Source organism: Caldimonas brevitalea, from assembly GCF_001017435.1.
Taxonomy (GTDB): Bacteria; Pseudomonadota; Gammaproteobacteria; order Burkholderiales; family Burkholderiaceae_C; genus Caldimonas; species Caldimonas brevitalea.
In genome coordinates, this window is the sequence record NZ_CP011371.1 from 1040715 (window position 1) to 1053526 (window position 12812).

The 12812-nt window shown below is 68.2% G+C and carries 12 protein-coding genes; 4 read left to right on the forward strand and 8 right to left on the reverse strand.

The features are described from left to right. Positions 1–35 precede the first annotated feature (35 nt). Both dacB and AAW51_RS04610 read left to right on the forward strand, forming a co-directional pair. Positions 36–1475, forward strand: coding sequence for a D-alanyl-D-alanine carboxypeptidase/D-alanyl-D-alanine endopeptidase (dacB, locus tag AAW51_RS04605; RefSeq protein ID WP_047193653.1), 1440 nt, complete (start codon positions 36–38; stop codon positions 1473–1475). After that, complete coding sequence (locus AAW51_RS04610; protein ID WP_047193654.1) at positions 1472–1768, forward strand: SemiSWEET transporter; 297 nt, start codon at positions 1472–1474, stop codon at positions 1766–1768. The genes dacB and AAW51_RS04610 overlap by 4 nt, the downstream gene beginning before the upstream one ends. Positions 1769–1793: 25 nt before the next feature. On the opposite strand, the gene AAW51_RS04615 is transcribed toward AAW51_RS04610, so the two are convergent. The 4 genes from AAW51_RS04615 to purE all read right to left on the reverse strand — a co-directional run bounded on the left by AAW51_RS04615 (position 1794) and on the right by purE (position 5437). Then, positions 1794–2756, reverse strand: coding sequence for an SGNH/GDSL hydrolase family protein (locus tag AAW51_RS04615; protein WP_047193655.1), 963 nt, complete (start codon positions 2754–2756; stop codon positions 1794–1796). A 61-nt stretch (positions 2757–2817) separates the two neighbouring features. Next, positions 2818–3798, reverse strand: a complete 981-nt coding sequence (locus AAW51_RS04620) for an L-threonylcarbamoyladenylate synthase (RefSeq protein WP_083438083.1) — start codon at positions 3796–3798, stop codon at positions 2818–2820. Between the two features lie 26 nt (positions 3799–3824). Continuing rightward, entirely contained in the window at positions 3825–4991 is a 1167-nt protein-coding gene (locus tag AAW51_RS04625; protein ID WP_047193656.1) for a 5-(carboxyamino)imidazole ribonucleotide synthase, read from the reverse strand. Next, positions 4988–5437, reverse strand: coding sequence for a 5-(carboxyamino)imidazole ribonucleotide mutase (gene purE / locus AAW51_RS04630; RefSeq protein WP_238947761.1), 450 nt, complete (start codon positions 5435–5437; stop codon positions 4988–4990). The genes AAW51_RS04625 and purE overlap by 4 nt, the downstream gene beginning before the upstream one ends. 146 nt (positions 5438–5583) lie before the next feature. Between purE and AAW51_RS04635 the strand changes: the two genes are divergently transcribed. Further along, entirely contained in the window at positions 5584–6528 is a 945-nt protein-coding gene (locus tag AAW51_RS04635; protein ID WP_047193657.1) for a tetratricopeptide repeat protein, read from the forward strand. A 61-nt stretch (positions 6529–6589) separates the two neighbouring features. On the opposite strand, the gene AAW51_RS04640 is transcribed toward AAW51_RS04635, so the two are convergent. Together AAW51_RS04640 and fba are read right to left on the reverse strand one after the other, a co-directional pair. Next, entirely contained in the window at positions 6590–7489 is a 900-nt protein-coding gene (locus tag AAW51_RS04640) for a phosphoribosylaminoimidazolesuccinocarboxamide synthase (RefSeq protein WP_047193658.1), read from the reverse strand. Between the two features lie 105 nt (positions 7490–7594). After that, positions 7595–8674, reverse strand: coding sequence for a class II fructose-bisphosphate aldolase (gene fba / locus AAW51_RS04645; protein WP_047193659.1), 1080 nt, complete (start codon positions 8672–8674; stop codon positions 7595–7597). A gap of 363 nt (positions 8675–9037) precedes the next feature. On the opposite strand from fba, the gene AAW51_RS04650 reads away from it, so the two are divergent. Further along, complete coding sequence (locus AAW51_RS04650) at positions 9038–9805, forward strand: DUF481 domain-containing protein (RefSeq protein ID WP_047193660.1); 768 nt, start codon at positions 9038–9040, stop codon at positions 9803–9805. A 21-nt stretch (positions 9806–9826) separates the two neighbouring features. Here AAW51_RS04650 and pyk read toward each other — a convergent pair whose 3' ends face one another. Both pyk and AAW51_RS04660 read right to left on the reverse strand, forming a co-directional pair. After that, complete coding sequence (pyk, locus tag AAW51_RS04655) at positions 9827–11260, reverse strand: pyruvate kinase (protein ID WP_047193661.1); 1434 nt, start codon at positions 11258–11260, stop codon at positions 9827–9829. Positions 11261–11484: 224 nt separating this feature from the next. Beyond that, positions 11485–12678: a phosphoglycerate kinase gene (locus AAW51_RS04660; protein WP_047193662.1), complete on the reverse strand. Its 1194-nt coding sequence runs from the start codon at positions 12676–12678 to the stop codon at positions 11485–11487. Positions 12679–12812 lie beyond the last annotated feature (134 nt).

Genomic DNA, 12812 nt, shown 5'->3' on the forward strand with positions numbered 1-12812 from the left:
CCGGGCCCCGCAGAGGGCCACTCGATAATGCCGGCATGCGTTTGTCTTGCTCTTGGTTCAAGGGCGGCGGCTGGCTGGCCGTCGCCTTGTGGATGTGTCTGCCGGCACGGGCCGATGTGATGCCCCCTGCCGCCCCGTTGCCGGCCGAGGTCGCCGCCGCACTGCAGCGGGCCGGGGTGCCGGCCGACGCGGTGGCGGTGCAGGTGATCGAGGTCGGTGCGACGCAGCCGCGCTTGTCTCACCGTGCCGCCGCCACGATGAGCCCGGCCTCGGTGATGAAGCTCGTCACCACCTATGCCGCGCTCGACCTGCTCGGCCCTGCCTACACGTGGCGCACGCCGGTCTACGTCGAAGGCGACGTGCGAGACGGCGTGCTGCACGGCAACCTCTACCTGAAGGGGCAGGGCGATCCCCAGCTGGTGATGGAACGCCTGTGGCTGCTGCTGCGGCGGGTGCAGCAGCTGGGCATCACCGAGATCGCCGGCGACATCGTGCTCGACCGTGTCGCCTTCGATGTGGCCGAGCGCGACCCCGGCCGTTTCGACGGCGAGCCGCTGCGCCCCTACAACGTGCTGCCGGACGCGCTGCTGGTCAACTACAAGGCGCTCACGCTGACCTTCACGCCCGAGCCGGCACGTGGCATCGCCCGCATTTCGGCCGACCCGCCGCTGGCCGGCGTCGAGGTCGACCGGCGCGTGCCGCTCGACCACACCGCGCCCTGCGCCGACTGGCAGCCTGCGCTGCGCGCCGACCTGGGTGGCTTGCAGCGCCTGACGTTTCGCGGCGCCTACGCCTTGGCCTGTGGCGAGCGACGCTGGTCGATCGCCTATGCCGACCCGAAAAGTTTCAACGCGCGTGCCGTCGAAGCCTTGTGGCGTGGGCTCGGGGGCGGCTTGCGCGGGCTGGTGCGCGACGGCGTGGCGCCGCGTGACACGGCGCCGCTGTTCGAGAGCGAGTCGCCGCCATTGGCCGAGGTGGTCCGCGACGTCAACAAGTTCAGCCACAACACCATGGCGCGGCAGCTGTTCCTGACCTTGGCGCTCGAGCGACGCGGCCTGGGGACCGACGCCGACGCGCGGGCGGTGGTGGCGCAGTGGGTGCAGGCCAAATGGGGTGCCGTGCCGGAGCTGGTGCTGGACAACGGTGCCGGTCTGTCGCGCGACGAGCGCCTGAGCGCCGCGTTTCTCGCGCGTTTGCTGCAGTCGGCCTGGGCCGCGCCGGTGATGCCGGAACTGCTCGGCTCGCTGCCCATCACCGGCGTGGACGGCACCTTGCGCCGCTCCGGCGCCCAGGCAGTGGGCCGGGCCCATCTGAAGACGGGCACCCTGCGCGATGTGGCCAGTCTGGCCGGCTATGTGTTGGCCGACAGCGGCCAACGTTATGTGCTGGTGGCGCTGATCAACCACCCGAATGCAACGGCGGCGCGCCCCGCGCTCGACGCCTTGATCGACTGGACCGCCAAGGACCTTCCATGAACCTCGCATTGGCCGACGGCCTGGGCTATGCCGCCGCCGTCCTCACGACGGCTTCGTTCGTGCCCCAGGCCCTGCTGACCTTCCGCACCCGTGACGTCAGCGGCATTTCGCTGAGCATGTACAGCGCCTTCACGCTCGGCATCGCCTTGTGGCTGGCCTACGGCCTGCTGCTGGGCGCCTGGCCGCTCATCATCGCCAACGTGATCACACTTTCGCTGGCGGGCGCCATCCTCGTGATGAAGATCCGCTACCGCGCGTCGCCCCTGGGGCCGGGCAGGCCCACGGCACGTTGAGCCGTGGCGCCGCCGGGACTCGGCGTCAGAAGGGCTGGCGGTCGGCCTGACTGCGGGCGAGGTCGCCGAGCAAACGGTGCATCACGGGCGTCAGGTAACGGCCCGACGAGAAGATGTAGTTGGCGTTGTCGACATTGGGGTCGACGTCGGGCTTGAGCGTCCCGGTGTTGCAGAGCTTGGGGCTCGCCAGTCCGTCGACGCAGGCGGCGTCGGTGCGGTTGTCGAAGTTGTAGCGCTCGTCGTCCACCGCCTCCTTGACCCGGTTGTTGGCCAGGATCAAGGCGATCTTGCGCTGGTCGCCGCTCAGGCCGGCGCGCAGACCTTCGTTGAAGGCCGTGCTCAGCTGCTCCAGCCCATTGAAGACGTCGGCGCCCGTCGCGCTGCGCGCCTCGGGCGTGTCGCTCTGGTCGGTCACGTCCATCACGATGATGCGCGCACCCTTCTCGGTCCAGGCGAGCAGCTGGGCGGCCAGCGCCTTGCCGCGGCTGTTGGCCTGGGCCTTCACAGCATCGAGCGTCGCGGCGGTGGTGCCGTACTGGTTGTACAGCTCCCAGACGTCGTTGGCGCCCACCTGCACCAGGATCATGTCGTTGGCCTGCACCCCGCCGGCGGCGTCGAGCTGGGTCGCCACGTCGGCCACCTTGCTGCCCTCTTTGGCCAGCGCGCGGGCGCGCGTGTCGGGGGCTGCTCCGGCCTCCGGGCATTCTGCGAAGCGGAAGCCGTATTCGAAAGCGACGTACTGCGTCCACAGCCAGTAGCCGTCGCAGTTCGGCACCGAGGCGCCGGCGGCGTCGGTCCTGAGCGCGTTGATCGTGTACTTGGCGCCGGTGGTCGCGTCGATGTAGCTGTATTCGTCCCCGATCGAGAGAATGCGCTGCGGCTCGAAGGGTTGGTAGACGTCGCCGCCGCAGGCGGTCAGGACGGCCGCGACACAGGTGATCGCGGCGAGCTTGAGACGGGACGGCCAGCTGGAAGAGCGCAGGGACATGAAGACTCCGTTGAAGAAATGAGAGCGGCGCGGCGCGGTGCGGTACGGACCGGGCCCGCGCTCAGGACGCTGCCGCGCGCACCAGGCGGTCGCGCACGCCGTCCCATTCGGGGGCCGGCGGCGGACTCTCGACCCACACCAGTTCCGCGCCTTCGGCGTCGAACTCGCGCAGCGCGGCAAACAGCTGCTGCGCCGCCTGGGCCGCGTCGTCGGGCATACGTCGATGCAGCATGCCTCGCGGTGCGCGCACGGTTCGGGAATATAGCGCCAGCCGCGGTGGGCTCTCGCCCAGCACCTGGAGCGCGGTCTGCAGGATGTCAGCGCTCATCAACCGCACCTTGGCCCGCGGCGCGTAGTGGGCCTCGAGCGTACCCGAGGCGCGCGGCGCGGCGTCGTCGCGGTCGAGCAGGGGCTCGCCGAGGGCCGCCTCAATCTCGGCGCGGGTGATCATGCCGGGCCGCAACAGCACCGCGTGTCCGCGCGAACAGTCGACGATGGTCGATTCGATGCCCACCTCGCACGGGCCGCCGTCGAGCACCAGCACGTCGTCGCCGAACTCTTCGGCGACGTGCTGGGCGGTGGTCGGACTGACCCGGCCGAAGACGTTGGCGCTCGGCCCCGCGAGGCCCAGCACACCTTGCTGGGCGCAGGCTTCGAGCAGGGCCCGGGCGACCGGATGGGCCGGGCAGCGCAGCCCGATGGTGTCCTGGCCGCCCGCCGCCGCAGCAGCCGCCTCGCCGCGCCGCGGCACGATGACGGTGAGCGGCCCCGGCCAGAACGATTGCATCAGCTTCTGGGCCGCCGGCGGCACGGCGCTCGCGAGCGTCAGACAGGCCTCGGCGTTGGGCACGTGCACGATCAAGGGATGGTTCGCCGGCCGCCCTTTGGCCTCGAAGATACGCCGCACGGCCGCGTCGTCGCCGGCATTGGCACCGAGGCCGTAGACGGTTTCGGTGGGGAAGGCGACCAGCCGGCCGGCGCACAGCGCCTGCACCGCCTCCTGGAGTTGTTTGGGGTCTTGACCGTCGAGGATGCGTGCCACGTGAGTCCGCTTGAGGGTGGGAAGGGTCAGAGGCCGGGCAGGCCGAGCAGCTCGGCGCAGCGTTGTGCGACTTCGCGCACTTGCGAGGCCGAGGCGCCAGTGATGTTGAGGTGGCCCATCTTGCGGCCCGGACGTGCCGAGCGCTTGCCGTAGAGGTGCAAATGTGTGCCCGGCAGCGCGAGGACGGCCTCCCACGGCGGCTCGGTCTCGGCCTGGCCGTCGCGGAACCACAAGTCGCCCAGCAGGTTCAGCATGATCGCCGGCGAATGCAAGCGGGGCGCCACCAGGGGCAGGCCCGCCATCGCGCGCACCTGCAGCTCGAACTGCGAGACGTCGCAGGCGTCGAGCGTGTAATGGCCCGAGTTGTGCGGACGCGGCGCCATTTCGTTGGCGACCAGCGAGCCGTCGCGGAGCACGAAAAACTCGACGCACAGCACGCCGACATAGCCGAGGGTGGCGGCGATCGTCTCGGCGGCGCCGATCGCGCGTGCCTGCAGTTCGGCGGTCAGATCGGGGGCCGGCACCGTCGTGACGGCGAGGATGCCGTCGCGGTGCAGGTTCTGCTGCAGTGGAAAGTGCACCAGCTCGCCCTGCACGTTGCGGGCGACGATCACGCTGACCTCGAACGCCAGGTCGAGGCGTTGTTCGAGCACGCAGGGCACGCGGCCGAGTTCGTCCCAAGCTGCTTGCAGGGCGGCCGGGCTCGCCACCCGCACCTGGCCCTTGCCGTCGTAGCCGAGGCGGGCGGTCTTCAGGATGCCGGGCAGCAGGCCGGGGTCGACCGCCTGCAGCTGCGCGTCGGTCTCGATCACCGCGAACGGTGCGCAAGGCACGCCGCAATCGCGAAAGTGTTGCTTCTCGCGCGCACGGTCCTGGCACACCGCGACCGCCTCGGCTGCGGGCGCGACCGGCAGCTGTTCGGCCAGCCGCGCCAGCGCGGGCGCCGGCACGTTCTCGAATTCGGTCGTGACCGCATCGCAGCTGGCGGCCAGCGTCGCCAGGCCCTGGGCGTCGAGGTAGTCGGTCTGCACCTGCTGGTGCGCGATGCTGCCGGCGGGGCTGTCGCTGTCGGGGTCGAGCACGACGGTGCGATAGCCGAGCTGCTGTGCCGCATGCGCGAACATGCGCCCCAGCTGGCCGCCGCCGAGCACGCCCAGCGTGCCGCCGGGGAGGATGGGGCCGGACGGTTTCATGGCTGCCCCGGCAGCGGCGACAGTGTCATCGCGCGTGCCGCCTCGGTCTGCCGTTGGCGGAAGGCCTCGAGCCGTTGGCGCAAGGCAGCGTCTTCGTTGGCCAGCATCGCGACCGCGAACAGCGCGGCATTGGCGGCGCCGGCGACACCGATCGCGAAGGTGGCCACCGGGATGCCCTTGGGCATCTGCACGATCGAGTGCAGCGAGTCGACACCCTGCAGGTGTTTGCTGGGCACCGGCACGCCGAGCACCGGCACCGGCGTTTTGGCGGCCAACATGCCGGGCAGGTGGGCGGCCCCGCCGGCGCCGGCGATGATGGCCTTCAGGCCGCGCGTGCCGGCGGTTTCGGCATAGCGGAACATGTCATCGGGCATGCGGTGCGCGGAGACAACCTGAGCCTCATACGGCACGCCGAAGTCGGCGAGAATCTGTGCAGCGTTTTGCATGACGTCCCAATCACTGTTGGACCCCATGACCACGCCGACGAGGGGCGACTGAGTCAACTGAGCGCTCCGGTGCGGAAAAGCCCGATTTTAGGCGGGGCTTGAGTCGGGCCGACGCGACCTCATTTGAGGACCCAAGGATTTCGTCCATGATCGACATCACACTCCAGAACTTTGAAACCGAGGTCTTGCAGGCCTCGATGACGCGGCCGGTGCTGCTCGACATCTGGGCGCCATGGTGCGGGCCCTGCCGCACCCTCGGTCCGATGCTCGAAAAGCTCGAAACCGAATACGCCGGCCGCTTCGTGCTGGCCAAGCTCAATTCGGACGACCAGCCCGAAATCGCCGGGCAGTTGTCGGCCATGTTCGGCGTGCGCAGCATTCCGTTTTGCGTGATGTTCCGCGAAGGCCAGCCGGTCGACGGTTTTGTCGGCGCCTTGCCGCAGTCGCAGATCCAGCAGTTTCTCGACAAGCATGTGCCGCCGGAAGTGGAAGGGGCGGCCGACGACCTGGCGAGCGATGAAGCGGAACTGTTGGCTGAAGACGGCGACAGCGAGCGGGCCCTCGAGCGTTTGCAGGAGGCCATCGCGATCGACCCGGCCAACGACGCGGCCCGGCTCGACTACGTGAAGCTGCTGCTCGAGGCGGGCCGCGCGAGCGATGCGCGGCTGGCCTATGAGCCGGTGGCGAGCAAGGCACTGGTCGACACGCGGGTCGCCGCCTTCGGGCTGTGGCTGGACGCCTGCGAAAAGGCGACGTCGGCCCGCTCGATCGATGCCCTGGAGGCCGCCATTGCCGCCAACAAGCGCGACTTCGATGCCCGCTTCGAGCTGGCCCAGATCCATTTCGCGGCGCAACGCTGGACCGAAGCGATGGACGCGCTGCTCGAGATCGTGATGCGCGACAAGAAGTGGAACGACGAATTGGCCCGCAAGGCCTACGTCGCGATCCTCGAACTGATGGCCAAGCCGGCCGCGGCGCCGGCCGATGCACCGGCCAAGGGCGCGCTGGAGGTGGCCGGCAAGGCGGTCGTGGCGCCGTCCGACCCGGTGCTCGACCAGTACCGCCGCAAGCTCAGCATGGCGCTGTTCTGAGCCCCCGGCCCCGGCCGACCTGCAGCCCGCAGCGGCAGGCAGGTCGGCGACCGGCGCCTGCTCAGGCGGCCGTCAGTCGCGTCAGCGCTTCCTGGTATTTCGCCGCCGTCTTCTCGATCACCTCGCGCGGCAGGGCTGGCGCCGGCGCCTGCTTGTTCCAGGGGCGGCCTTCCACCACCGCCTGTTCCAGCCAGTCGCGCACGAACTGCTTGTCGTAGCTCGGCGGGTTGATGCCGACCCGGTAGCCCTCCACCGGCCAGAAGCGCGACGAATCGGGCGTCAGCACCTCGTCCATCAGCGTCAGCTCGCCGTTCTGGTCGAGGCCGAACTCGAACTTGGTGTCGGCGATGATGATGCCCTTGGTCAACGCGTCATCGGCGGCGGTTCGATAGAGCTGGATCGACACCTCGCGGATGCGGCCCGCCAGTTCGGCGCCGACGATCTGGCTCATCCGGTCGAACGAGATGTTCTCGTCGTGGTCGCCCATCTCGGCCTTGGTGGCCGGCGTGAAGATCGGCTCCGGCAACTTGCTCGCGTTTTGCAGGCCGGCCGGCAGCCGGACGCCGCAGACCTGGCCATTCTCCTGATATTCCTTCCACCCGCTGCCGGCCAGGTAGCCGCGCACCACGGCCTCCACGGGCAGCGGCTTGAGGCGCTTGACCAGCATCGCGCGGCCCCGCACCTGCTCGACTTCGTCGGCCGCGACCACCGTCTCGGGCGCTTCGCCGGTCAGGTGGTTCGGCACGATGCCGGCCAGCCGCTCGAACCAGAACAGCGCCATGCGGGTCAGCAACTCGCCCTTGCCCGGGATCGGTTCGCCCATCACCACGTCGAAGGCCGACAGCCGGTCGCTCGCGATCATCAGGATGCGGTCCGCGCCGACCGCGTAGTTGTCGCGCACCTTGCCGCGGGCAAGCAGCGGCAGCGAACGGATCGACGAGTTGAGCAGGGCAGCGGTCACGGGCAGGTCTCCAGCAGACGACAACAACAAACAACAACGACAAAAACAAAAAAGCCCGCTGCGAGAGCGGGCTGGGTGTGCCGGCCGCCGCAGCGGTGCCGGGGCTCAGGCCACCTGGCGGTACTGCACCACCTGGGCCAGTTCACCCGAGGCATACCGCTTGGCCACTTCGGGCAGCGGGATGGCCTTGATTTTACCGGCCTGGCCTTCGCAGCCGAATTCGACGTAGCGCTGCTTGCAGATCAGCTTGGCGGCTTCGCGCGCCGGCTTCAGGTATTCGCGCGGGTCGAACTTGCCGGGGTTCTCGACGAAGAACTTGCGGATCGCAGCGGTCATCGCCAGGCGGATGTCGGTGTCGATGTTGACCTTGCGCACGCCGTATTTGATGGCTTCCTGGATCTCTTCGACCGGCACGCCGTAGGTTTCCTTCATGTCGCCGCCGTACTTGCGGATCTCCGCCAGCAGGTCTTGCGGCACGCTCGACGAACCGTGCATCACCAGATGGGTGTTGGGAATGCGGGCGTGGATTTCCTTGATGCGGCTGATCGCGAGGATGTCGCCGGTGGGCTTGCGGGTGAACTTGTAGGCGCCGTGGCTGGTGCCGATCGCGATCGCCAGCGCGTCGAGCTGGGTCTGCTTGACGAAGTCGGCGGCCTGCTCCGGGTCGGTCAGCAGTTGATCCATCGTCATCGTCGCGTCGGTGCCGTGGCCGTCTTCCTTGTCGCCCTTCATGGTCTCGAGCGAGCCCAGGCAGCCCAGTTCACCTTCGACCGTCACGCCCAGCGCGTGGGCCAGGTCGACCACCTTCTTGGTGACCTCGACGTTGTACTCGTAGCTGGCGATGGTCTTGCCGTCGGCCTGCAGCGAGCCGTCCATCATCACCGAGCTGAAGCCGAGGTCGATCGCGCCTTTGCAGATGTCGGGCGACTGGCCGTGGTCCTGGTGCATCACGACCGGGATGTGCGGATAAGACTCGACCGCGGCCTGTATCAGGTGTTTCAAAAACCCTTCACCTGCGTATTTCCGGGCGCCGGCGGACGCCTGCATGATGACCGGGGCGCCGACTTCATCGGCGGCGCTCATGATCGCCTGGACCTGTTCCAGGTTGTTGACGTTGAAGGCTGGGATGCCGTAGCCGTTTTCGGCGGCGTGGTCCAGCAATTGGCGCATCGAGACGAGTGGCATGTTGAGGCCCCTGGGAGTTGACAACCGGTGCTGCGCCTCAGGTCGCCCCTGTTCTTGTGGAGAGGGGGCGGCCGTGAAACCGCGAGGTAATTGGCGGGATTCTAGCGGGGCCGCCAGACAGCTTGGTGACCGTTCGAATCTCAAGGCCCGGGCCGGATGGCAGATTCCCCCAGACCGGGGGGTGTTCGCGCGAGAAAAGAAACCGTGCGTATTCGCGGCACAACGCAACGGTCGGCGTATCGCTTCGATGACAAAACGAAAACGGGATCGAGATGCAAGGTTGAACTTTTGGCTACACGGCGCAGGCCCGGCTTTCCCTAGATTGCGCGCATCTCAGTCTGGACCTTCATCCCATCGTCCCTCATGCCTTGCAATCTCCGTACTCCCGCTCCCGCGCTGGCCGCGCTCGCCCTCCTGCCCGCCCTCGCCTGGGGCCAGGTGACCGTCAAGCCGGACGGCCAGTGGCGCCACTTGTTCGGCCTGGCCGGCAGCCATGCCTCGGGCAACACCGACAGTTCCAGCCTCAACCTGTCGGGCGACAGCGTGCGCGCGACCGAGGTCGACCGGCTCAGCTTGCTGGCTCGCGCCTTGTATGCGCGCAATGAGGGCACCACTTCGGCCAACCGCGGCGTGTTGGCCGGCGATTACAACCGCGACTTCTCGCGCTACTGGTTCGGATTCGGGCGGGGCGAGTTCGTGCGCGACCGGCCGGCCAACCTGGCCCGGCGCTTTGCGGCGTCAGCCGGTGTGGGCCATCACTTGATCCGCGACGACAACGGCTTCTGGGATGTGTCGGTCGGTCTCGGCTACACGCGCGACCGGTTTGTCGACCCGGTCGAGATCAAGGGCCGGGTGCGCGATACCTACAGCCGTCCGGAACTGGTGCTGGCGGAAGAGTCAAACCTGCGATTGACGCAGACCACCTCGTGGCGCCAGAAGCTGGCGGTGTTGCCGAATCTCGAGGAGACCGGGACCTACCGCGCCGAATTCGACTCGGCCATCGCGGTCGCGGTGACGCAGCGCCTCAGCCTCACGGCCGGGTTCGCCTACCGCTACAACAGCGACCCGGGCGAGGGCGTCCGGCGCGGCGACAGCCTGGTCACGACCGGCGTGTCGCTGCGCATGGACTGAAGCGCTGCCGAGGCGCCGGGCTCAGCCGCCGACGCGGCAGACCTTCAACATGTTGGTGCCGCCCGGGTAGCCCATCGGCTCGCCGCAGGTGATGGCGTAGATGTCACCCGGCTTCAGCACGCCGTGCTCGACCAGCAGCGACTCGGCCTTGGCCAGCGCGGTATCGCGATCGGCGTAGGTGGGCATCAGGATGGGCCGCACGTTGCGGTAGAGCGCCATCTTGCGCTGGGACAAGGGCTGCGAGGTGAGCCCGTAGATCGGCACGTGGATCTTGTGCCGGCTCATCCACAGCGCGGTGGAGCCCGACTCGGTCAGCGCGAGGATGGCCTTGCAGCCCAGGTGGTGCGCGGTGAACAGGGCGCCCATGGCGATCGACTGATCGATGCGCCCAAAGTGCTTGTTTTTGAAGTCGGCGTCGAGCGAGATCTCTTCGGCCCGTTCGGCTTCCAGCGCGATCAGCGCCATGTGCTCGATGGTCTCGACCGGGTATTTGCCGGCGGCCGTTTCGGCGCTCAGCATCACGGCGTCGGTGCCGTCGAGCACGGCGTTGGCGACGTCGCTCACCTCGGCGCGGGTGGGCACTGGGTTGACGATCATCGACTCCATCATCTGCGTCGCGGTGATGACCACCTTGTCCATCTCGCGCGCCATCTTGATCATGCGCTTTTGCAGCGCCGGCACCGCGGCGTTGCCGACTTCCACCGCCAGGTCGCCGCGCGCCACCATGATGCCGTCGCTCGCCTTCAGGATGGCTTCGAGCACCGGAATCGCTTCGCTGCGCTCGATCTTGGCGATCAGGTGCGGCTTGTGGCGCCACGGCTCGCCGGCGACGTTGGCCAGCTGGCGCGCCATCTCCATGTCGGTGGCGTTCTTCGGAAAGGACACCGCCAGGTACTCGCACTGGAAGCTCATCGCGGTCTTGATGTCTTCCATGTCCTTGGCGGTCAGCGCCGGCGCCGTCAGGCCGCCGCCCTGCTTGTTGATGCCCTTGTTGTTCGACAGCTCGCCGCCGATCTTCACGAAGGTGTGCACTTCCTCGCCTTGCACACGATCGACCGTCAGCACGATCAGGCCGTCGTTGAGCAGCAGCGTGTCGCCGGGCTTCACGTCGCGCGGCAAGGCCTTGTAATCGAGGCCCACACGTTCGTTGTTGCCGAATTCGGTCAGCCCGGCGTCGAGGATGAACGGCTGGCCCGGCTCCAGAAAGGTCTTGCCGCCTTCGAACTTGCCGACGCGGATCTTCGGGCCCTGCAAGTCGGCCATGATCGCGACCTGTTTGCCCGCGCGCTGTGCCGCTTCACGCACCAGGTTGGCGCGGTCGATGTGGTCCTGCGCCTTGCCGTGCGAGAAGTTGAGCCGCACCACGTCGACACCCGCGTGGATCATGCGTTCGAGGATTTCGGGGGTGGACGAGGCGGGGCCGAGAGTGGCGACGATCTTGGTAGCGCGCGACATGGGGAACTGTCTCCGTTATCGGGTTCGTAACTTTGTTCCAATTATCCGCCTCATTTTGCCCGCTGGAGTTACATCCCCATGGCAGAGGCCGGTTCTTTTCGCTCTCGTCGCGTCGCACTGTGGCCATTCGACGACGTTACAGCCGAGCAAACGACGCACCCTGAAAAGAGCGAGCCCTGCCGGCCGCGCGGGCGGGCAGGGCTCGTGAGGCGCGTGGGCGGAACTCAGCCCGCAGCGCGCTTTTGCAGGATCTCGAAGGCCGGCAGCGTCTTGCCTTCCAGCACTTCCAGGAAGGCGCCGCCACCGGTCGAGATGTAGCCGACCTGCTGTTCGATGCCGTACTTGGCGATCGCCGCCAGCGTGTCACCGCCGCCAGCGATCGAGAAGGCGCTCGATTCGGCGATGGCACGGGCGATCGCCTCGGTGCCGCCGGCAAACGCGTCGAACTCGAACACGCCGACCGGGCCGTTCCAGACCACGGTGCCGGCGGCTTTCAGCTGGTCGGCCAGCAATTTGGCGGTTTGCGGACCGATGTCGAGGATCATCTCGTCAGCCGCCACGGCGTTGGCCGCCTTAACCGTCGCCGGCGCGTCGGCCTTGAATTCCTTGGCCACCACCACGTCGACCGGGATCGGCACGGCGGCGCCGCGCGCCTTCATCGCCTCGATCACGGCCTTGGCCTGGTCGACCAGGTCGGGCTCGGCGAGCGACTTGCCGATCGGCAGGCCGGCGGCCAGCATGAAGGTGTTGGCGATGCCGCCGCCGACGATCAGCTGGTCGACGTTCTTCGACAGCGATTGCAAGATGGTCAGCTTGGTCGACACCTTGGAGCCGGCCACGATCGCCACCAGCGGACGCTTCGGATTGTTCAGCGCCTTGGTGATCGCGTCGATCTCGGCGGCCAGCAGCGGGCCGGCACAGGCGATCTTGGCAAACTGCGCGATGCCGTAGGTCGAGGCCTCGGCGCGGTGCGCGGTGCCGAACGCGTCGTGCACGAAGATGTCGCACAGCGTCGCCATCTTGCGCGCCAGCGCTTCGTCGTTCTTCTTCTCGCCCTTGTTGACGCGGCAGTTCTCCAGCAGCACCACCTGGCCCGGCTGCACCTGCACACCATCGACCCAGCCGGACATCAGCGGCACCTCGCGGCCCAGCAGCTCGCCCAGCCGGCGCGCCACCGGGGCCAGCGAGTCTTCGGGCTTGAACTCGCCTTCGGTCGGGCGGCCCAGGTGCGAGGTCACCATCACCGCCGCGCCGGCGTCGAGCGCGGCTTTGATGCAGGGGACGGAGGCGCGCACCCGGGTGTCTTCGGTGATGTTGCCGGCGTCGTCTTGCGGGACGTTCAGGTCGGCGCGGATGAACACCCGCTGGCCCTGCACCTTGCCTTGGGCGATCAGATCGGTAAAACGCAGTACGTTCATGGTCCTCGTTCTCTAGGGTCTCGGAAGGGGGGACCGGCGCCGGTGGCATGCGGCCTGCGGCGGGTCGACAACTGCGCATTGTGCCGCGGCTGCAGGACGCTCCCTGCGCGGCTTGGTTACGGCTCGCGGCGGCC